Origin of the sequence: Cryobacterium melibiosiphilum (assembly GCF_003602235.1) — a bacterium.
Taxonomy (GTDB): domain Bacteria; phylum Actinomycetota; class Actinomycetes; order Actinomycetales; family Microbacteriaceae; genus Cryobacterium; species Cryobacterium melibiosiphilum.
On the sequence record NZ_QZVS01000076.1, the window covers coordinates 50,111 to 70,722 of the forward strand.

The following is a 20,612-nucleotide window of genomic DNA, read 5'->3' on the forward strand; positions in this document are numbered from 1 at the left end:
CCGTGCGTATAACCACCAGCCTGCGAGTCTCCCGGCGACTCCCCTTTTTGCAGACCGTCAAAACCTCCGTGGCCGTGGCTCTGGCCTGGCTGCTCTCCCAACTGCTGCTGCCGAACGACCTGCCCATCTTTGCCGCGATCGCTGCGCTGCTCGTGGTGCAGCCGAGCGTGAACCAGACCCTCGGCCGGGCGATCGAACGCACTGCGGGCGTCATCGGCGGTGTCATCATCGCCTCCTCGATCGGTTTCTTCCTCGGCCAGTCGAGCTGGGTGGTGCTCGGCACGATCGTGGTGAGCATCCTCGTGGGCTGGGCCCTGCGCCTGTCGCCGGTCTCGGCGAGCCAGATTCCGATCAGTGCGATGCTCGTGCTCGCCCTCGGGGCCACGACCCCCGGCTATGCCCTCGATCGCATCTTCGAAACGTTCATCGGCGCCGGGGTGGCACTCATCGTCAATGCCGTCATCGTTCCCCCGGTGCTCATCGCACCGGCCCGCGACGCCGTGGGCCTGCTCGCGCGGGAGGTCGCCGACACCTTCGACCGCATCGTGCACGCCCTGCAGGCGCCGCAGTCCCCCGCCAATCTGATGGAGTTGATGATCAAGGCGCGCCTGCTGCGCCCGATGCTGGAATCGGCCGAGAAGGCCATCGCGCAGGCCGAGGAAAGCCTCATGCTCAACCCGCGCCAGGCGAAGCTGCGCCTGGGGCTCGACGCCGACCAGCAGATGATCGACCGGCTGCCGACGCTCGTGACCCGGGCGATCGGCATGACACGAGCCCTGCACGACCACTACGATCACGCCCTGCAGTACGAACCGAGCGTGCAGGCGTTCTCGAAGGAACTCGCCCGCGCCGCGCACGACCTGCGGCTGCTCGCCCGGGCGGAGGGCGACACCACGGTCGCGCCCGAACCGGTGGCGCCGGAGGTGCTCGCCCTGACGGCGCCGCTGCGCATTGTGACGCCGCACCCCGACCACTGGATCCTGATCGGGTCACTCATGGAAGACCTGCGCCGGGTGCGCGAGGAGATCGTGGGCGATTAGACCGGCCTAGGATGGCGAAATCGTCCCCCTCACGGCAGGAAAACTCTCATGGCCAGGCTGATCTACACCGGCATCACCTCGCTCGACGGCTATGTGAACGACGCCGAGGGCGTTTTCGATTGGAGTATGCCCGATGAAGAGGTGCACGCCTTCGTCAACGATCTCGAACGCGGCATCGGCACCTCGTTCTACGGCCGCCGGCTCTATGAGGTCATGGCCGTCTGGGAGACCCTCGACGGCGCCGATCAGCCCGCGGTCATGCGCGACTACGCGGCCCTCTGGAAGGCGGCCGACAAGGTCGTGTACTCCACGACCCTCGACGCCGTGTCGACGAGCCGCACGAGGCTGGAGCGACGCGTCGACGTCGAGGCGATCCGGCAGCTGAAGGCGACGACGGATGCCGACATCGGCGTGGGCGGGCCGACCCTCGCAGCCGTTTTCATCGTCGCGGGACTCGTCGACGAGTACCACCAGTTTCTGTCACCGGTCATCGTGGGCGGCGGCACCCGTTTCTTTCCCGACGGGGTGCGGCTCGACCTGGAGCTCGTGGGGGAACGTCGCTTCGGCAACGGGGTCGTCCACCTGCACTACCGCTCACGCGCCTGACGCTATCGGGTGAGTCGGCGACAGTGGATCAGCCGCCCGGCACGCGCTCGGCGACCTCGTAACCGCCCGCCGAGTAGATGGTGCGGAAGGTTTCGTCGGGGTGCAGCACATCGCCCACGGTCTGCACCGAGTCCCACTCTCCGGGCAGGCCGCCGGCCCTGTGATCGACGACGAGGTAGTCCGGAACCGGGTTCTCATTGCCCAGCCAGTACACGGTTGTGCGCTCGACGAGGTAGTTCATGAGGCCGATATCACTCTCGACGAGGGCGCCGTCGGGAATGACGGCCAGGGCGCCACCGGCATCCGCTGCCCGTTCGGTGTTGAACTCCGTCGCCGGCGAGGCGAGGCGGGCGAGCGGCAGTTGTGGGGTGAGCGCTGCGGCCACGACCACGATCACCCCGACCACGACGCGGCTATACCGGCGAGACAGGGGCAGCGGGCTGTGCCCCAGGCGCGCGATGCCGTCAAGGGCCGCGCAGAACAGGATAGGCATCAGCACGGCACTGTACTGCCAGCCGGGACCCCAATAGCCGTGATTATCGGACAGGAACCGCCACGCCAGGGTCGGGAGCAGCACGAGCGCCAGTGGAGACCGCAGGGCGACGAGGCCCGATGCCAGCAGCAGGAACAGCACGGTGACGTTTTTCTCCGGCTGGAAGACAGCGAGCGGGTCGGCGAGCAGGCCGCCGAGGTCCATGCTGCTGGTATACGCCCAACGGCCGCCCGGATTCAGGGCGGGCAGCACCACAAAGCTGGCCAGCGCGAACCAGGACAGGCCCCAGACGGCCAGCCAGAGGCCCCCGGGGCGGCGGCTGCGCCAGGCCAGAACGAGTCCGAGGGCGAAGACCGTGAGGCCGAGGTCCTCCTTCACGAAGACCAGCGGCAGAGCCCAGAGGGCGCAGGCGAGCCAGCGTTCGCGCAGGTAGGCGGCGAGGGACAGGGCCAGCAGCGGCACCGCGAAGGCGACCTCGTGGAACTGCACCGACACGGCGCCCTGCAGGCCCCAGCTGAGTCCGAAGGCGAGGCCGAAGAGCGCGCCCGGCCAGGGACCCAGCCGGCGGGCGGCAGCGGAGGCGACCACCGCGGCCGCCACGCCGAACAACAGGTTCTGCACGACGACGAGGGTGAAAGCGTGCGGAAAGACCGCGTAGACCGGCCCCAGCAGCATGAGAAGCGGATGAAAGTGGTCACCAAGCAGGTTGTAGCCCTCGCCCTTGATGGGAACGATGGGCGCCTGCAGGGTGGCATAACGGCCGGCGAGCTGGGTGAAGATTCCGAGGTCCCAGGACGGTGCCGCGAAACTGCGCCACTGGACGGCCGAGAAGACCGTGTAGACGCCTGCCGTGATCGCGCCGACCAGCACGGAGAGCCTCAGCGACAGCGAGGGACGCCGAGCGGCCGGGAATCGGGCGGGGACACGGGCGGGGACACCGGGGCCCGTCACGTTCGCCGTCGTGACGCTGTGTTCTGCCTCGTCCGACTGCACCTCCCCACCCTATCCCCACCGGGCGTCGCGGCTCTCGGGCCGGCTCCTAGAGCACCTTGGAGAGGAAGTCCTGGGTGCGCTGGTGCTGCGGGTTGCCGAAGAGTTCGGCGGGGGTGCCCTCCTCGACGACGAGGCCGTCGGCCATGAAGATCACCCGGTCGGCGACCTCCCGGGCGAAACCCATCTCGTGGGTGACGACAACCATCGTCATTCCCTCGGCGGCGAGGTCACGGATGACCTGCAGCACCTCGCCGACCATCTCCGGGTCGAGGGCACTGGTGGCCTCGTCGAAGAGCATGATGTCGGGGTTCACCGCGAGCGACCGGGCGATGGCGACACGCTGCTTCTGCCCGCCGGAGAGCTGGGCGGGGCGGGCGTCGGCTTTGTCGCTGAGGCCCACCCGGTCGAGCAGGGTCAGGGCGGTGGCGCGGGCATCCGCTTTGCTGCCGCGTTTCAGCTCGACGGGAGCGAGCATGATGTTCTGCAACACGGACATGTGCGGAAAGAGATTGAAGTGCTGGAAGACCATGCCGATGTGCTGGCGCACCTCGTTGAGGTTGACGGTCTTGTCGGTGAGGTCGAAGCCGTCGACGACGACCGTGCCCGCGGTGATGTCGTCGAGCTTGTTCAGGCAGCGCAGGAAGGTGGACTTGCCCGATCCCGAGGGGCCGATGACGCAGACGACCTCGCCCTCGGCGATCTCGACGTCGAGGCCCTTCAGCACCTCGTTGCTGCCGAACGACTTGCGGAGGCCACGGACACTGATTTTGCTGCTGGCGCTGGCGCTCATTTGTTGAACCTCTTGTCGAGCTTGTTGGAAAGCATGGTGAGCAGGTTGATGACGATGAAGTAGATCGCCGCGACGATCAGCAGGGTCTCACCGGTGCGGAAGTTGGCGGCGTAGATCTGCTGCCCCTGGTAGGTCAGCTCGGCGAAACCGATCACGGCGAGCAGCGAGGTGTCTTTCAGGGTCATCACGAACTGATTGATGAAGGAGGGCGTCATGATCTTCACGGCCTGCGGCAGCACGACACGACGCATCGTCGTGACGTAGCCGAGGCCCAGGCTGCGGCCCGCTTCGGTCTGGCCGGCGTCGACGGACTGGATGCCGCCACGCACGATCTCGGTCATGTATGCGCCCGCGTTCAGGCTCAGGGTGAGCACGCCCGCGGCGAGCACGTCGATCGGCTGCCCGGTCAGCTGCGGCAGGCCGAAGTAGAAGAAGAATGCCTGCACGAGCAGCGGGGTGCCGCGGAAGATGCTGACGTACGTGGTGGCGATTCCACGCAGGATGCGGCTCTCCGAGACCGTGAAGAACCCGAACAGCACGCCGAGCACGAGCGCGATGAGGATCGACAGTGCCGTGGCGAGCAGGGTCAGGCCGAGGCCTTTCATGAGGGCCGGCGCGCTGTCGCTGAGCAGACCGAAGAAGCTCGTGTCGCTCGACGCGGCGGGGGCATCCAGATAGGTGTCGAGAATGTCCTGGTAGGCTCCGCTGGCCTCGAGCTCGGCCAGGCCGGCGTTGAAGGCGGCGAGCAGTTCGGGGTTCTGGCCTTTGTTGACGGCAAAACCGTAGGAGCTGCCCTGTTCCTTCTCGGTGACCGACTTCAGGCCGTTGTTCTGGTTGATACCGTAGGCGAGCACCGGGTAGTCGTCGAAGACGGCGACCGAGTTGCCGGCCTTGACGTCGTCGTACATCGTCGCGGAGTCGGCAAGGGCCTTGACCGTGAACCCGTATTCGTCCTTGATCGAGTTCGCGAAGGTCTCCCCCTCGCTGCCGCGCTTGGCGACGACGGTTTCACCGGCGAGGTCGGCGTACGCGGTGATCTCGGTGTTGGCTTCAGCGACGGCCATCTGCACGCCCGAGTCGAAGTACGGATCGGAGAAGTCGAAGATCAGTTCGCGCTCGTCGGTGATCGACATGCCGGCGATGACCCCGTCGACCTGGTTGGACTGCAGCGCCTGCAGCGCCGCGTCGAAGCCGAGGGACTGGATCTCGACGGTGAAGCCCTGGCTGGCGGCGATGTCCCGCACCAGGTCCATGTCGATGCCGGTCAGCTCGCCGTCTTCGCGGTACTCGAACGGCGCGAAGGTGGTGTCGGTGCCGATGATGTAGGTCTCGCCACTGACCTCGGTACTGGGGCTGCTCGCGGCGGCGGCGGTGACGCCGACGAAGCCGCCAGCGAGGGCCACGAGCGCCGTGACGGCGAGCGTGAATTTACCAGCCCGGGAATGTGGAATTTTAGACAAAGTGGAACCATTTCTGATCAGGAGGAGGCCGCGCGACCGATCAACGGCGATCGGTCAGGCTGATTCGGCAGCGGATGCCGAGGGCTGGCCGCCGTGCGGCCGTCACGCTCACACGCGCGAATCATAAACACCCGTTCGAACGAGCCTACCGTGGGGCCTCGTGCGACCGACTCGACGACACACAAAAAGGGCCCCACCGAAGTGGAGCCCTTCCAGGAATAACCGGGGGTTACGCGTTGAGCGCAGCCTGCAGTTCGAGGGTGATGGTGACCTTGTCGCCGAGCAGCATTCCGCCGGTTTCGAGGGCGGCGTTGTAGGTCAGGCCGAAGTCCTCGCGGTTGACCTCGGTCTTGGCGGTGGCGCCGAACTTGTAGTTGCCGTAAGGGTCTCCGCCGAAGCCGCCGAATTCGAATTCGAAGGTGGCCGGCTTGGTGACGCCCTTGATGGTGATGTTGCCGTCGACGAGGTAATCGCCCTTGACGAGGCGCATTCCGGTCGAGGCGAAGTCGATGGTGGGGTACGTCTCGGCGTCGAAGAAGTCGCCGGTGCGCAGGTGGCCGTCGCGGCCGGGCTCGTTGGTGTTGATCGAGACGACCTTGGCCGACGCGGTGACGCTGGACTCGAGCGGGTTCTCACCGGTCACGAAGGTCGCGTCGAAATCATCGAAGGTGCCCTTGACCTTGCTGATGACGATGTGACGGATGCTGAAGCTCACCGAGCTGTGCGTCTTGTCGATGGTCCAGGTTCCGGCCTTGTAGCCGGGAATGGTCGTGATGGTCTCGCTCATGGGTGCTCCTCGCGTGAGTGGGGCCGATGAAATTTCGCCCTCGGATGTATGCAAGCGCATGTATGCCGGGGTTATTCCCCGATCCGAAAACTGTTCACCGGGTGTTATCCCCCCGTTGTGCCGGACTCATCGGGATCGGCGAGCGAGCGTCGTAGTTCCAACACGCGCCGGGCGTTGTCGTCCACGAGCTGCTCGTCGATCCGGCCGTCCGCGACCGCGGCAGCGAGGGCGCCGATCAGGGTCGGGATATCAATGCCCTCGGCGGCGGGGATCTGCGGCAGGACATAGAGCAGCATGGTGTTGCCCGCGGCGAGCGCCGCGATCGCCGTCGCGACCGGGTCGGCGTACTGGGGAAGCCCGGTGTGTTTCAGCATGAGCATGTCGTCGGTGATGATGACCCCATCGAAATCGAGCTCGTCACGCAGTATCTCGTGCCACTCGGGTGACAGGCTGGCCGGTCCGGCATCCACTGCACCGTATTCGAGGTGTCCGAACATCACGAGTCCGGCTCCGGCATCGATACCCGCCGTGAACGGTGGGGCGACATCGGTGAGCCAGTCGTCATACGACATGCCCGTGGTCGGCACCGAGACATGGGAATCCCCTGCCGCGGCACCGTGCCCGGGAAAGTGTTTGAGGGTGCTCTGCACCCGGCCGGTCTCCCCGGCGACCGCCGCGGCGACCCGGTCGGCGGCGGATTCCGCAGTCGTGCCCAGAGCCCGGTCGTAGAGGAACGCGCCGGGCCCGGCGGGAACATCGGCCACGATCCCGAAGTTCACGTTGATGCCCGCCTGCTCGAGCAACGAGCCACGACTCGCGAACGATTCGGTCGTGGCCGTGAGCGGCAGGGCGCGCAGCGCCTCGCCGCCCGGTGCCACGTCACTCGGAATGCGCGAGACAGCCCCGCCCTCCTGGTCGATGCCGATCAGCAGCGGAAGTCCCGGTTCGGCGCTGAGGGCCGCCGTCATAGTCGACAGTTGCTGCATCGATCCGGGCACGTTGTCCCCCATCAGGATGAGCCCGCCCAGGTCATGGATGTCGACGAAGGACCGCAGCGCGGCGGCATCCGTGCCCGGATGGTGCAGCATCAGCAGGCTGGACACCTTCTCGCTCAGGGTCATCCCGGCGAGCCGGGTCTCAGCGTAGAGCTCGACGGCCGTCGGCCCGGGAACCAGGCTGCAGCCGCTGAGGGCGAGTGGCAGAAGAACGAGCAGGGCCAGCGAACGCCGGGCCCGTCGAAATGCATGCATGCTCGATGCTAACCTCCCGGTGACCCCACCACTTCCCCCAACAGCTCCGGACGGGAAACCCTCATGCACGAACTCGCCGGGGAAAGTGTGCTGATCGCGGCCGGGGGGCGCAGCATCCTCTTGCAGCTCGCGGATCCGCAGATCGGCCACGGTGTCGCCGACCACAGCAACTTTGCGCAGCGGCCGCTCGATCGCCTGAACGGCACGCTCAGCTATGTCTACGCGATCGCGTGCGGAACGCCGGCCGAAGCCGCCCACGCGACGGCCCGGGTCAACCGGGCGCACAAGCCCGTCCAGTCCGACGGCGCGGGTGGCGGCCCGGCCTACAGCGCGTACACCCCGCAGCTGCAGCTCTGGGTGGCCGCGACCCTGTATGACTCCGCGATCACGATGTACGAGCTGATCTACGGCCGACTCGATGACGATCGCGCCGACGACATCTACCGGGAGTATGCCGCACTCGGCACGGCCCTGCAGGTTCCACCGGGACTGTGGCCGGCCACCCGCGCCGATTTCGCGGCGTACTGGCAGCGCCGCCTCGGTGAGCTCGCGACGGATGCCGCCACCCGCTCGGTCGCGCGCCAGCTGCTGCACTCCCCCACGGGACCGCTCTGGCTGAAGCTTGGAATGCCGTTCGCGCGTTTTCTGACCATTGGGCTGCTGCCCGCCCACGTGCGGGACCTGTTCGACCTGGAGTGGACGCCCGGCGCCGAGCGCCGTTTTCGCCGCACCCTGCGCGTGATTCGCGCGGTCTATCCGGCGCTGCCCGAACGGATACGACACTGGCCGAAGAACCACTACCTGCGCTCCCTGCGCGCGTCGATGGCGGCGGTAGGGTAGACCTTACCTTTCACACGGTACGAGCTACACGGCGAGGTGGGTCATGACGCAGCAGCCCGGTTCGGCGGCGCAGCCCACCCCCGTGCTGGACTCGGTGGACCGGCACCTCATCGCCCTGCTGAGCCACGATGCCCGGCTGAGCATTCGTGCGCTCGCCACCGAGGTGCACATCTCTCGCACGAGCGCACACACCCGGGTGCAGAACCTCGTGCAGATGGGCGTCATCACCGGCTTCGGAGCCCGGATCGACCGCAAGGCCCTGGGGCTGCACGTCTCCGCGATCGTGGTCGTGAAGATCGGCGCGGTCTCCTGGAGCGAGATCGCCGAACGGTTGGCCGACCTGCCGTTCGTGGAGAGCGCCCAGGCGGTCAGCGGCGACATCGATATCATTCTCACGGTCAGCGCCCCCGACCACGAACAACTCGGCCAGGCGATCCTGCGGGATATCCACAGTATGCCGGGAGTGCTGTCGACGAGGTCGCACGTGATCCTCGAAGAAATCGTGGGGCATCCGCCGGGTACCGTTCCGGACGCCTGGCCCTAAACCCGCGCCGGTCGGGGCCAAACGGCTGATGCGGGGGCCGAGGCGAGCCATCCGTTCACAACTGGGACACGCTGCTGGTGGGCGGACGGGTGAGGGCCCACAGTTGCCCCATGACCCTCAACGTTGAGAGCACCCTCGGCGAGCGCACCCCGCCCCAGCCGGCCCCGGTTTCTGCCAGCGATGGGGCCGCGCCGCCGCTGCGCCTGATCGATGACACCGGCCACGCCGTGCCGGCCGCTGAATCCGGCGGTTTCCCCCTGCCCCCACTGGCCACCCTGCTGCGGTTGTATCGGCAGATGGTCGTCGCCCGGCGCTTCGAGGCGCAGGTCACCGCGCTCACCCGGCAAGGGCGCCTGGCCACCTATCCCTCGGCGCTCGGGCAGGAGGCCTGCGAGATCGCGGCCGTCGCCGCGCTCAGGCCCGAAGACTGGCTGTTCCCGACCTACCGGGACAGCATCGCACTCCTCACCCGCGGGGTGCCGCCCCAGCAGATTCTCGCGTCGTTCCGCGGCGACTGGCACAGCGGCTACGACCAGCAGGCGCACCGCTGTGCCCCGCAGACCACGCCGCTGGCCACCCAGGCGCTGCATGCGGTGGGCCTCGCAACCGCTGCGAAACTGAAACGGGACAGTACCGTCGCGCTGACCCTGCTCGGCGATGGCGCCACCAGCGAGGGTGACGCCCACGAAGCCTTCAATTTCGCCGCGGTCTGGCAGGCTCCCGTCGTCTTTCTGGTGCAGAACAACCAGTTCGCGATCAGCGTTCCGCTCGACAAGCAGATGCACTGCCGCACGATCGCCGACAAGGCCATCGGCTACGGCATGCCCGGCTACTACGTGGACGGGAACGATGTCGCGGCGATGTTTGCCGTGCTGACGGCCGCGGTCGAACGGGCTCGCAGCGGCGGCGGACCCACCCTGGTCGAAGGCCTCACCTACCGCATCGAGGCGCACACCAATTCGGATGACCCGAGCCGCTACCGCGCTGCGGCCGACGTCGACGTGTGGCGCGGCCGGGACCCGATCGAGCGGCTGAAGAAGTACCTGGTCGGTCAGGAGGCCCTGCCCGACGCCGAGCGTGCGGACATCACCCGCGAGGCCGAGGCCCTGGCCGCAGCCACCCGGGAGTGCATGACCCGGCAGGCGACGCCCGACCCGCTCGAACTGTTCGACCACCTCTATTCGCCGACGAGCCCGCGGCCGGCGCTCGCCGAGCAGCGCGCATTCCTGGCGGCGGAACTGGCCGCAGCGGCGAACGATGCGAGCGTGACGCCGTGACGCTGACCACGGATGCGGCGGGCCCGGCCGACGCCGCCGCATCCGTCGCCGGAGGGCCGGCTGTCGCAGAGCCCGAAACGCTGAGCATGGCGGCCGCGCTCAACTCGGCGATCCGCGATGCGATGGCCGACGACCCGACGGTCGTGCTGTTCGGCGAAGACGTCGGCCCGCTCGGCGGAGTGTTCCGGGTCACCGACGGTCTCTACGCCGAATTCGGCGAGACCCGGGTGAGCGACTCGCCGCTCGCGGAGTCCGGCATCGTCGGCACGGCGATCGGCATGGCGATGTACGGCATGCGTCCGGTGGTCGAGATGCAGTTCGACGCCTTCAGCTACCCGGCTTTCAGCAGATCGTGTCGCACGTGGCGAAGATGCGCAACCGCACCCGCGGGGTGATCACGCTGCCGATCGTGATCCGTATCCCCTACGCCGGCGACATCGGCGGGCTGGAGCACCACTCGGACTCGTCGGAGGCGTACTGGACGGCGACGCCCGGGCTGACGGTGGTGACGCCGTCGAACCCGGCGGATGCCTATTCGATGCTGCGCGAAGCCATCGCGAGCGACGACCCGGTGATTTTCATGGAACCCAAGAGCCGGTACTGGACCACGGCCGAACTGACCCTGCCGGTGCACACCGCGCCGATGACCCGTGCCGTCGTGCTGCGGGAGGGCACGGACGTGACGCTGCTCGCCTACGGCCCCACGGTGAAGACCGCCCTCGCCACCGCGGAGCAGGGCGCCGAGGAGGGGCTTTCGATCGAGGTCATCGACCTGCGCAGCCTGTCGCCGTTCGACGATGCGACGGTCAGCGCGTCAGTACGCAAGACCAGCCGGGTGGCCGTGGTCCACGAGGCCGCCCAGTTCGGCGGTTACGGGGCCGAGGTCGCCGCCCGGCTCACCGAGCGCAACTTCTTCTCCCTGGCGGCGCCGATTCTGCGCATCACCGGGTTTGACATCCCCTACCCGGCGCCGAAGCTCGAGGAGCATTTTCTGCCGAGTCCTGACCGGATTCTCGCGGCGCTCGCCGGCTGGGAGTGGTGACCGTGGGTGTGACCGAATTCCCGCTCCCCGACCTCGGCGAAGGCCTGACCGAGGCGCAGATCGTCAGCTGGCTGGTCAAACCGGGCGATACCATCGAGATCGACCAGCCAGTCGTCGAGGTCGAATCGGCGAAATCGATCGTGGAGCTGCCGTCACCCTGCGCCGGGGTCGTCGGGACGGTGTTCGGGGCGCCCGGGCAGACCGTGCAGACCGGGCAGGTTCTGCTGACGGTGTTGGCAGCGGATGCTGCGGCATGGGAAGTTGGACGTCCCGGGTCGGCCTCGGGCGCGGTTCTCGTGGGCTATGGCACGGTGGACCGAGCCCGCTCGACCCGGCCGGTCGCGATCGGCCGCTTCGGGCCGGGCGCGCAGGTGCGGGTGCGGGCTGCGGCGTGGGCGGCGGTGCACTCCCCCGTGGTGTCACCACTCGTGCGGCGACTGGCCAGTGAGAACGGTTTCGACGCGAGCGATTTGACCGGCACCGGGCCTGAAGGACTGGTCAGCCGCGTCGACGTCGAGGAGCACATTCGACAGCGGGCACACCGTGCCCAGGACGCGGCAGCACGATCGGACCGCACGGAGGATGCGGACGCGCAGTCGGACACGAGAGGGGACATCCGCATCCCCATCACGGGTCTGCGGAGGGTGGCCGCCGAGCGGCTGGCCCGCTCGCGGCGGGAGATTCCGGAGGCGACGATCTGGGTCGACGTCGACGCGACGGAGCTGTTCGTAGCGCGAGACCGGATGCTGGCCGCGACCGGGGAGCGGTTCAGTGTCACCGCCCTGATCGCGCGGTTCGTGGTGGCGGGGCTGGGGCGGTATCCGCTGCTGAACGCATCCGTCGACACCGCGAGCCAGGAGATTCTGCAGCACGCACGCATCAACCTGGGCCTGGCCGCTCAGACATCGCGGGGGCTGATGGTTCCGGTCGTGCACGGCGCCGAGGCCCTGTCGACGCGGCAACTGCGGGATGCGATCGCCGGGCTCGTCGGGCAGGCCGAGGACGGCACCTTTGCGCCGACCGCGCTGACCGGCGGCACATTCACGCTGAACAACTTCGGCGCCCTCGGCGTGGACGGCTCGGCGGCGATCATCAATCACCCCGAGGCGGCTATTCTCGGCATCGGGCGCATGATGGAGAGGCCGTGGGTTGTGAACCATGAGCTTGCCGTGCGCACCGTGGTCGAGCTGTCGATGGTGTTCGACCATCGGATCTGCGACGGCGGCACGGCGGCCGGATTTTTGACCTTCGTCGCCGGGTGCATCGAGAACCCGGTGAGCCTGCTCGCCGAGCTGTAGGGGTGCCGGTCCGCTCGTCTTGCCAATACGGCATGAGCATTTGCGCCCGTGTCACCCGACCGGCATCGTAGAACCATGAGCCACGACCACCACAGCCACGACAGTCCCGACAGCCACCGATCCGACGATGCCGCGCAGGACCCGGCCACCTTCTGGGAGAACCGCTACAGCGCCGCGGGCCAGTCCTGGAGCGGCCGGCCCAACGCGGCCCTCGAGCGCGAGGCCGCGGGCCTGACCCCGGGAACCGCCCTCGACCTCGGCTGCGGCGAAGGCGGCGACGTGCTCTGGCTGGCGCGCGGCGGATGGCGTGTCACCGGTGTCGACATCTCCCCGAGTGCGCTGGCCCTCGGCGCGGCGAGCGGCGGGGTGAGCGGCAGCATCCGCTGGCTGCAGGCCGATCTGGCCACGTGGCAACCCGACGAGACCTACGATCTCGTCACCGCTCACTTCCTGCACTCCCCGGTTCAGCTGCCGCGCGAGGTGATCCTGCGCCGGGCGGCAGCCGCCGTCGCGCCGGGCGGGCTGCTGCTCATCGTCGGGCACGCCGGGGTTCCGCCGTGGGCGGAGCACGCCCACGAGCACGACACCGCCTCGCTGCCGACCCCCGAGGAGGTGTTGGCGGCGCTCGACCTTCCCACGGAGGAGTGGACCGTGGTGACGTGCGCCGAGGTGGAGCGCCTGGCTACGGCTCCCGACGGCACCCAGGTCACGCTGGCCGACAGCGTGCTGAGCATGCGCCGCACCACCCCGGCGCCCTGAGCGGCAGCGTGCCGCCGACGCGCCGACGCGATGTCGACAAGTGACAGTGGAGAGCGAGCCACCCTCGTATAGCGGGGTCGCGGCCGCACAGCTGCCTCTTATCGACAGCGCCCGGCGCGAGTGGACTCGTTAGAGGTCCTCGCCCGCGTCCGAGCCGGACCGTGCCCGAAACCCCATTACGGAGCGGTTGCGGCCGCTGGATGCGCTGTCCCACGGCCCGCGGGTGGCCATGGCCACCACAACCAGTCCGATTGCCAGGATTGCCCAGTCGAGGCGGCCCGCCAGGCCGGAAATCAGCCTCAACAAGCTGAGAGTGACCAGAAAGGTGCCCACCGAAAACAGAAGTCGGGTCACGCGATAACTAAACCATTCTCCCCGTTTGTTCATGTCTCGAGCCTACGCCCCTCCCGGCTCGCACCGCTCGGAACGCTGCGGCGCGTACGGTGGTCAGATGGATAGCAGCGAGAGCAGCCTGACGGATACGAGCAGTGTGGGCAGCGAGGCGGCGGCGACCGGCAGCGCCTTCTCGCCGCCGCGCTGGGGCAACTGGCTGCCCATGGTCTTCGCGCCCGTCGGCCTGCTTCTGCTGGCGGTAGTGTTCGTTTCCTCGCCGCTGTTTTTCGGCGCCCTGGTGCTCGGAATGGTGATGGTCGGCGGCGCCTGCACCTACGGGATCGTGGCGGTGATCCTGATCACCAGGCGTTGGATTGCGATCCCACGACGGGAGATCTCCTTGAGCGACGTCGAGACCGCAGCGCTGCCCGACATCGCCGCGTTCCGCACGGTGCCGCAGCGATTGACCCTGACCCTCAACGTGGCTCTGCTGGCGAACGCGGTCATGGCTGCGGTCTTCACCTGGGGGCTCGACGCGAGCGCGCTCGTCTACAATTTCGGGGCTTTCACCGAGGTCGCGGCGATCGCACTGATCGTCGCCAACGCCCGATGGGCCTACCCCCGGCGGTTCATTCTCGGCGAACACCGGGCGCTGGCCGGGCGTTCCGGGGCATGGCGGATCATCCGTCTGAATCGGGTTCTGTCCTACGTCGTGTGGCTCTCCTACATCGGGATCGCGATCGGGCTGGTGGCCGTGCCGGCCCTCACCTAGGCGATTAGACCTTGTCGAGCACGGGTGCCCGCTCGGTGGTCTGCTCCGACGCGGGCAGGTCCTTGCGGGCCCAGTAGCTGGCGAGCAGCGATCCGGAGATGTTGTGCCAGACCGAGAAGATGGCGGCGGGCAGCGCGGCGACCGGGTTGAAGTGGGCGACGGCGAGGGATGCCGCGAGGCCGGAGTTCTGCATGCCCACCTCGAAGCTGAGCGCGCGGCGGCCCGCGGTCGGCAGACGAAAGATGCGCCCGATCAGGTACCCCATGGCCAGGCCGAGGGAGTTGTGCAGCACGACAGCCACGACGACGAGCACGCCGATCGACATCAGTGTCGATGAACTCGCCGCGATGACGGCGGTGACTACGACGGTGATTCCGGCGACGGAGACGAGCGGCAGAACGTCGAGGAACCGTTCGATCAACCGGGGGAAGGCCATGCGCAGAAAAATGCCGAGCAGCACCGGCACGAGCACGATCTGCACGATCGACACGAACAGGGCGCCGGCGTCAACGGGCAGGAACTCCCCCGCGAGCAGCAGCACGAGCATCGGTGTCAGCAACGGGGCCAGGAGCGTCGACACGGAGGTCATCGCGACCGACAGCGCCGTGTCGCCCTTGGAGAGGTAGACCATGACGTTGGAGGCGGTTCCGCCCGGGGCGGCACCGACCAGGATCATGCCCGCCGTCAGCATCGGCGACAGGTCGAGGGTGATGGCGATCAGCAGCGCGAGCAACGGCATCACGATGTACTGCGTGGCCACGCCGAGGATCAGCGCCCACGGGCGCTTGGCCACAATGGCGAAGTCCACCGGGCGCAGGGTCATACCCATGCCGAGCATGATCACGGCGAGCAGCCACGGAATCGCGACGGTCAGGCCCGAGAAGGCGGCCGGAATGGCCAGGGCCAGGGCGCCGGCGGCGAGAACGATGAGGGCGAACCAGCGTCCGACGAATGAGCTGATGAGTCTGATGCGGGGCATGGGAAAACCTTCGAGGATTCGGGACGAGAGGAGGCGAGTCGGATCGGACTCGGGTCATGGCCGATGAAGGATGCGCTCAGGCGGAAAGCAGGTGCCGCGCGGTAACGCGGCGGGCCTCACTCCACCAGGGTTGCCTTCGAGTATTGCACCTTGAACGAGGGGCGCCGCGCCACGCGGGGATCAGCGACGGGCCACGTCGCGCACTGCGGAGGTCAGGCTCGGCCAGGTGAAGCGGTAACCCGCCTGCAGCAGGCGTTCCGGCAGCACCCAGCGGCTTTTCAGCACCAGCTCGGGTTCGGTGCGCAGCAGCCACATGGCGGGTTCGAGCATCCATCGAAACGCCGGCAGCGCACCCTTCGACCCGACCGCGCGGCGCAGTGTCGCCATCAACGAACGATTGTCGCTGACCTCCGGTGCGGCCAGATTGACCGCACCGGCGATCTCGTCGTGCTCGATCAGAAAGCGGATGCTGCCCAGCACGTCGTCGATGTGGATCCAGCTGAACTTCTGCCGGCCCCGGGACACGTGGCCCGGCGCCGTGTTCGGCCCGGCAGCAGGCGCACCGATGCCGCGATAGCGGCGGTGGGGAAGCCACCAGCCATCGAACTGCGGGCCGCCGACGCCGAGGCGGGCCAGGCGCAGCAACAGGCCGGTGGCCGGGCCGTCGCCGAGCACGATGGCCAGGCGCAGGGCAACGCGGCGGGTGCCGGGCAGGTCCCCGGCGAAGAACTCGGCTTCCCAGGCGCGCGCGACGTCGACCGAGAAGCCGGAGCCGAGGGCGCCATCCGTTTCGGTCATCGGGCGATCAAAGGCGTAACGATAAATGGTGGAGGTGCTGGCGTTCAGCCAGACCCGCGGCGGGGTGGGTGCCGCGGCGACGGCCTCGCGCAGCTCGCGCGTGGTGTCGATCCGCGAGCGCACGATCTCGTCGCGGTTGGTCTCGGTATAGCGACAGTTGACGCTCTTGCCGGCGAGGTTGATCAGCAGGTCGGCGCCGTCGATGAGCGAGCGGATGGCCGCGGTATCGCCCCAGCGCGCGTCGCCGACGGAGCGGCCGATGGTGGAAACGGAGTAGCCCTGGGAGGAGAGATCGTGCACGAGCCGCTGCCCGATGAAACCGGATGCCCCCGCCACGACGGCGCGCTGTGCTGAAGATGCCATCTGACCAGCCTACGAGCTGGGTGCCCCGGTTCGCGCGGCTGAGGTGCGGACTTCGTGCCATCGTTGTCGGCGGGAAGGCACGAAGTCCGCAACTCAGGGCTCAGCAGCCTCAATGGGCGTTGTCGTTGCCCATGGTGTGCACAGCGTAGCCCCAGCAGCCGGCGTCGTCCCAGTGGTAGTCGGCCGCGGCGCCGGTGTCCCCGTACAACGCCAGGCGTGCGCCGGCCTGCTCGGACTCCGACAGTTTCTCGGTCCACGCCGGTGGCTGCTGGGCTCCTTCCTTCCACGTCCACGACCACCACGGAGTGTAGGTGTAGGCGAAGCCGGCCTCCTGCATGCACACCGCTGCGATCGCATTGGTCTGCATACCGACATGAGCGTTGGCGACCTGGTCGGCAGGGAGGTCTGCCGGCAACTCATAGTTGTCCTGCGTACTCACATCGAAAGGCGTGACTGCGGTGTCCACACGGCCGTCATCCGTCGGCGCGACCTGTTCCGAATCGGGGGCAGTGGCCGTCGTCGTTGGCGCCGGCGTGGCTGTGGCTGGGGCTGGCGTCCAGGGCGGCGCGGATACGCCGGACGCCTGCGTGGGCGGAGTGAGCGTGTTGCTCGCGCCGAGCACGAACATGGCCAGGGCGATCGCGATGACGAGCCCTCCGCCGAAGGCGACGCCGACCGCGAGCCATTTTCTGATGTTCACGCTCATACCCGCACCCCGGCATTCACCCGTGCGCTGCGGGCGGCCCTGGCCGGCCACCACCAGATCGTGGCCGCCGCGAAGTACACCACGAGGCCGACGGTGAGCGCGTCACTCGCGAGGCTCCAGCCCGGCATCGAGAACATCAGCGCGCCGACGGTGGCGCTGAGCGAATACAGCTGGTACAGCCCGTAGTGGATCACGCCGATGGTCGGCAGGATCATCCAGAGCGCGCCGAGAAACCGGGTCTTGCGGCGGGCAAGCAGCATGACCCCGCACGCGGCGAGGGCCGTGAAGACGAGCACGGCGACGGATGTTGCGCTACCGCCCCGAATCAGCCCGGTCGCCACGCCCGTGCCCACGCGAACCAGAACGTAGAGGCCGAGGCCGAACACCGCGATCGCGGCGACGAGCACGAGGCTGGCCGCCGTGGCCTCGATGCGGCGCCCGCGCAGGGCGACCGGGTCGGCGAGGGCGACCCGGCGACGCTGGGCATGGCTCCAGCTGAGGTCGGCGAGGGCTCCGCGCCCGGCCCGGCCGAGAATCGACCGGGCCACACACCGGGGAGATTGGCCGGCGGCATCCGCCCAGGTCGCCTGCTCGTGCAGGTCGGAGGCGAGTTCGTCACGCCGGTTCGCGGCCGTATCCGCGTCGACACCGCGGGTGTACCAGGCGCACCACCGGGACACCTGGCGCACCGCCCGGTGGTACGGCATCGAGGTGACGACGCTCATGCCAGGCTCGGTTCGCCCGGGGCGATCCGCGGCAGGGCCGCAACCGCCGTCGGTGATCGCACCGGTTCGACCCGGGCCGCGAGGGCGCGGGCATGAGCCTGCTCGCCCTCGCCGGTGATCGTATAGAGCCGCCGGCGGGGCCGCGCCTCCCCTTCGGCGATGGCGGCGGCCTCCCAGGAGGCCTCGAGAATGCCCAGGTCGACCAGACGCGCGAGCGACTTGTACAGCGTGCCGTGGGCGGTCAGCGACGAATCGGACGAGCCCGCGAGGTGCTTCGCGAGGGCGAAGCCGTAGAAGCTGCCGTCGGCCGCCTGCAGGGTGAGCCCACTGTCGAGGATGCTGAATTCGAGCGGAAAAAGGGTGCCGGGTCGTCTGCGTGCCATAGCCCAACTATAGGAAGATAGGTGCTCATTGGCAAACGGAGGCTTTCGCGCCGCGATCTCGGCATGGTGAGAACGCCACGTCCACCCCAATTCGCAAGACCGCCCGTTACACTCAACCCCAACAGAAGGCGGCACACAATGGGTGAAGGCGACGAGAACAGCGTCACGGCGGGTGACTCCGCCGCGCCGCGCCGCGGCATCCGTCCCCTTCTACGCCGGCACCCCGCCGTGGCGGCGGTCGTTCTCGTGATCGTGCTGGTCGCGGCTGGCTTTGGTGGCCTGCAGACGTACCGTGCGGTCGCGATCGCCACCGCCCAGGCCGCCTACAACGAGGCCCTCGCGCAGTCACGGGCAGCGCAGACCTCGGCCGGAGTCGACGTTGCGAGTGCCGAAGACGTGCTCACCGCCGCCGAAACCACCCTCACCGACAGCGAGGGCAAGGTGCTGAGCGAAGACCCGCGCACCGCCCTCGCCGCAGCGCTCGACCTCGCCGAAGACCAGCTCACTGCGGCCCACGACGAGCTCGCGGCCGCCGAAGACGGTATCGATGATCCGACAACCGACACCGCGTATTTCGCGCCCGGTGACGGCCTGCGCCAGGGCTCGGCGACCCTCGCCGGGCTGCACTTCGACGCCGCCTCAGAACTCAGGAGCATCACCGACACGCTCGCCGGCCCGGTGCAGGCCGTCACCGACGCCGTCGCCCTGTGGCAGGCGGAGTACGACCGCATGGTCAGCGAACGGTACACGAACAACACCCATGCGACCGGCTGGTATCCCGAACTGGACGAGTGCATCGGTTCCGTGGACGTGACCGCCCACTACGGCGTGCCGACGATCGCCGAACACTGGTCGTGCGGCGGACGGGAGTTTCCCGACGATGCCGGCACCATCATCACCCTGACCGGAGTGCACGCCGGCAGCTACCGCGTCGAGGGCATCGCCAAGATGCTCAACGCGAACCGCGACAGCACCGCGGACCTGCCGCAGGGCTTCGACCTGCTGTACCAGACCTGCCAGAACGGGCAGTCGTCATCGATGTCTTTCACGGGGCTGACGCGCATCGAGAGCTAGGGCCGCAGTGATCGACAGTGAGTCGCCGGGCGGCAAAGAATACTCAAAAGTTTTTTCCAAGGCGACTGGTTGAGGCGCTATTTGGCCCCGGTTCGGGGCGGGAATGTCAGAGGTTCAGTATTGACTAATGCTCATGAAGAAACCTGAAGAAGTACCCAATGAGGAGCCTGATGATGATGAGTACCCGTCTCAGGACCCGTTTGAGGCGGCGCGGCGGGCGTTGAAGCCGGGGATGGAGAGGTGCAACCGGTTTCTCGATGAGGTGGATGCGGCCGGTCGGTTGATGGCTCGCGCGGCGGCCGATCAGGCCGTGGCGTTGGACGCCTTGCAGCGGCACATGCAGAGCCTGGTGCTGCCGGGGCGGCCGGTCACGCAGCCCGGTGCCGCGCCGACCCGGACTCAGACAACCCGGGATCAGACGGCATGGAACCAGACGACGCGGGATGCGTTGGGGCGGGAGATTCCGCGGTGGACGGCGCAGACGATTGTGACCGAGACGTTGATCTCCGAGGTCAGCGCGTTGCGGCGGGAGTCCCACGAGAGCACGCAGCAGGTGCTCTTCGAGAGTGAGCAGCTGNAGCGCGTTGCGGCGGGAGTCCCACGAGAGCACGCAGCAGGTGCTCTTCGAGAGTGAGCAGCTGGTGCAGCACCTCCCCGCGACGCTCGCCCTGTTGCGGGCCGGGGACATCAGCTACTGGCACGCACAGATCATGGTGGTCCAGTCCTGGAAGCTGCCCGAGGAACTCGTCGCGGAGTTCGAGGCGAAGGTGCTGCAGAACGCCCGGTGGCTGTCGGTGGAGCAGTTGCGCCGCCGCGCGGTGCGGGTGCGGGAACGCTTGAATCCGGAATCGATCGTCACCCGGCATCAGAAAGCCCTGACCGAGCGGTGGGTGCGCCTGACCGATGCCGCCGACGGAATGAGCTACCTCGAGATGTATCTCAGCAGTGATGATGCCCACGCGATCAAGAACCGCATCACCGGCGAGGCCCGGCGCCTGCGGCGCGCGGCCGCTGGCACCGATGACACCCGCACGCAGGCACAGTTCCGCACCGACATCGTCACCGACCTGCTGCGGGAAGGCGTCACGGCGAGCGGCCTCGGCCACGGCGTGCGCGCCACCGTGCACATCACGGTCCCGGCAATGACGTTGATGGGACACAGCGACGAACCCGGCCTGCTCGATGGTGTGCAGCCGATCGACCCGGAGACCGCGCGGCGTTTGGCGGGCACGGCGACCGGGTTCACCCGGCTGCTCGTGCACCCCGAAACCGGCGTCGTGCTGTCGGTGGGCCGCGACCG

General features: G+C 68.2%; 21 protein-coding genes and 1 pseudogene. 11 read left to right on the forward strand and 11 right to left on the reverse strand.

Annotation, left to right across the window (positions count from 1 at the left end; translation table 11 throughout):
• Positions 1–2 precede the first annotated feature (2 nt).
• Positions 3–1,040, forward strand: a complete 1,038-nt coding sequence (locus D6T64_RS07880; RefSeq protein ID WP_119973921.1) for an FUSC family protein — start codon at positions 3–5, stop codon at positions 1,038–1,040.
• A 48-nt stretch (positions 1,041–1,088) separates the two neighbouring features.
• Entirely contained in the window at positions 1,089–1,646 is a 558-nt protein-coding gene (locus D6T64_RS07885) for a dihydrofolate reductase family protein (protein WP_119973923.1), read from the forward strand.
• Positions 1,647–1,674: 28 nt separating this feature from the next.
• Here the strand turns inward: D6T64_RS07885 and D6T64_RS07890 are convergent, their stop codons facing one another.
• The 5 genes from D6T64_RS07890 to D6T64_RS07910 form a co-directional block, all read right to left on the reverse strand.
• On the reverse strand, positions 1,675–3,132 hold the full coding sequence (locus tag D6T64_RS07890; protein WP_119973925.1) for a DUF2079 domain-containing protein: 1,458 nt from the start codon (positions 3,130–3,132) through the stop codon (positions 1,675–1,677).
• A gap of 46 nt (positions 3,133–3,178) precedes the next feature.
• Complete coding sequence (locus D6T64_RS07895) at positions 3,179–3,922, reverse strand: amino acid ABC transporter ATP-binding protein (RefSeq protein WP_119973927.1); 744 nt, start codon at positions 3,920–3,922, stop codon at positions 3,179–3,181.
• Complete coding sequence (locus D6T64_RS07900; RefSeq protein WP_233550934.1) at positions 3,919–5,382, reverse strand: amino acid ABC transporter substrate-binding protein/permease; 1,464 nt, start codon at positions 5,380–5,382, stop codon at positions 3,919–3,921. Before D6T64_RS07900 ends, D6T64_RS07895 begins: the two co-directional genes overlap by 4 nt.
• Positions 5,383–5,611: 229 nt before the next feature.
• The gene (locus tag D6T64_RS07905; RefSeq protein WP_119973929.1) at positions 5,612–6,169 is read right to left on the reverse strand and encodes a YceI family protein; all 558 of its coding nucleotides are present in this window, start codon (positions 6,167–6,169) and stop codon (positions 5,612–5,614) included.
• A 104-nt stretch (positions 6,170–6,273) separates the two neighbouring features.
• Entirely contained in the window at positions 6,274–7,419 is a 1,146-nt protein-coding gene (locus tag D6T64_RS07910; RefSeq protein ID WP_119973931.1) for a glycoside hydrolase family 3 N-terminal domain-containing protein, read from the reverse strand.
• A 63-nt stretch (positions 7,420–7,482) separates the two neighbouring features.
• Here D6T64_RS07910 and D6T64_RS07915 point away from each other — a divergent pair, with 63 nt between their 5' ends.
• From D6T64_RS07915 to D6T64_RS07940, 6 genes and pseudogenes are all read left to right on the forward strand, one after another.
• Positions 7,483–8,259, forward strand: coding sequence for an oxygenase MpaB family protein (locus D6T64_RS07915; protein WP_119973933.1), 777 nt, complete (start codon positions 7,483–7,485; stop codon positions 8,257–8,259).
• 43 nt (positions 8,260–8,302) lie between these two features.
• The gene (locus D6T64_RS07920) at positions 8,303–8,803 is read left to right on the forward strand and encodes an Lrp/AsnC family transcriptional regulator (RefSeq protein ID WP_119973936.1); all 501 of its coding nucleotides are present in this window, start codon (positions 8,303–8,305) and stop codon (positions 8,801–8,803) included.
• Positions 8,804–8,913: 110 nt separating this feature from the next.
• Positions 8,914–10,080 carry a thiamine pyrophosphate-dependent dehydrogenase E1 component subunit alpha gene (locus D6T64_RS07925; protein ID WP_119973939.1) on the forward strand — a complete coding sequence of 389 codons (1,167 nt, stop codon included), beginning with the start codon at positions 8,914–8,916 and terminating at the stop codon, positions 10,078–10,080.
• Positions 10,077–11,122: pseudogene (locus D6T64_RS07930) on the forward strand (alpha-ketoacid dehydrogenase subunit beta). Before D6T64_RS07925 ends, D6T64_RS07930 begins: the two are co-directional and overlap by 4 nt.
• Before the next feature lie 2 nt (positions 11,123–11,124).
• Positions 11,125–12,420, forward strand: a complete 1,296-nt coding sequence (locus D6T64_RS07935; protein ID WP_325049782.1) for a dihydrolipoamide acetyltransferase family protein — start codon at positions 11,125–11,127, stop codon at positions 12,418–12,420.
• 75 nt (positions 12,421–12,495) lie between these two features.
• Positions 12,496–13,179, forward strand: coding sequence for an SAM-dependent methyltransferase (locus D6T64_RS07940; protein WP_119973941.1), 684 nt, complete (start codon positions 12,496–12,498; stop codon positions 13,177–13,179).
• A 129-nt stretch (positions 13,180–13,308) separates the two neighbouring features.
• Here the strand turns inward: D6T64_RS07940 and D6T64_RS07945 are convergent, their stop codons facing one another.
• Positions 13,309–13,566 (reverse strand): hypothetical protein, encoded by a 258-nt coding sequence (locus D6T64_RS07945; RefSeq protein ID WP_147364505.1) that lies wholly within the window; start codon positions 13,564–13,566, stop codon positions 13,309–13,311.
• A gap of 64 nt (positions 13,567–13,630) precedes the next feature.
• Between D6T64_RS07945 and D6T64_RS07950 the strand changes: the two genes are divergently transcribed.
• Positions 13,631–14,284: a hypothetical protein gene (locus D6T64_RS07950; protein WP_119973945.1), complete on the forward strand. Its 654-nt coding sequence runs from the start codon at positions 13,631–13,633 to the stop codon at positions 14,282–14,284.
• A 4-nt stretch (positions 14,285–14,288) separates the two neighbouring features.
• Here the strand turns inward: D6T64_RS07950 and D6T64_RS07955 are convergent, their stop codons facing one another.
• From D6T64_RS07955 to D6T64_RS07980, 5 genes are all read right to left on the reverse strand, one after another.
• A complete protein-coding gene (locus D6T64_RS07955; RefSeq protein ID WP_119973947.1) occupies positions 14,289–15,263 on the reverse strand; it encodes a bile acid:sodium symporter family protein in 975 nt (324 codons plus the stop codon).
• 180 nt (positions 15,264–15,443) lie between these two features.
• Positions 15,444–16,424: an epimerase gene (locus tag D6T64_RS07960; RefSeq protein ID WP_119973949.1), complete on the reverse strand. Its 981-nt coding sequence runs from the start codon at positions 16,422–16,424 to the stop codon at positions 15,444–15,446.
• Between the two features lie 109 nt (positions 16,425–16,533).
• The gene (locus D6T64_RS07965) at positions 16,534–17,130 is read right to left on the reverse strand and encodes a hypothetical protein (protein ID WP_119973951.1); all 597 of its coding nucleotides are present in this window, start codon (positions 17,128–17,130) and stop codon (positions 16,534–16,536) included.
• A complete protein-coding gene (locus D6T64_RS22240; protein ID WP_147364506.1) occupies positions 17,127–17,855 on the reverse strand; it encodes a hypothetical protein in 729 nt (242 codons plus the stop codon). The genes D6T64_RS07965 and D6T64_RS22240 overlap by 4 nt, the downstream gene beginning before the upstream one ends.
• Entirely contained in the window at positions 17,852–18,238 is a 387-nt protein-coding gene (locus D6T64_RS07980; RefSeq protein WP_119973958.1) for a PadR family transcriptional regulator, read from the reverse strand. Before D6T64_RS07980 ends, D6T64_RS22240 begins: the two co-directional genes overlap by 4 nt.
• A 138-nt stretch (positions 18,239–18,376) precedes the next feature.
• Here D6T64_RS07980 and D6T64_RS07985 point away from each other — a divergent pair, with 138 nt between their 5' ends.
• Together D6T64_RS07985 and D6T64_RS07995 are read left to right on the forward strand one after the other, a co-directional pair.
• Positions 18,377–19,312: a hypothetical protein gene (locus D6T64_RS07985; protein ID WP_119973961.1), complete on the forward strand. Its 936-nt coding sequence runs from the start codon at positions 18,377–18,379 to the stop codon at positions 19,310–19,312.
• Positions 19,313–19,953: 641 nt separating this feature from the next.
• Positions 19,954–20,612, forward strand: a 659-nt coding sequence (locus tag D6T64_RS07995; RefSeq protein ID WP_456064318.1) for a DUF222 domain-containing protein, incomplete at its 3' end; no start/stop codon positions are given.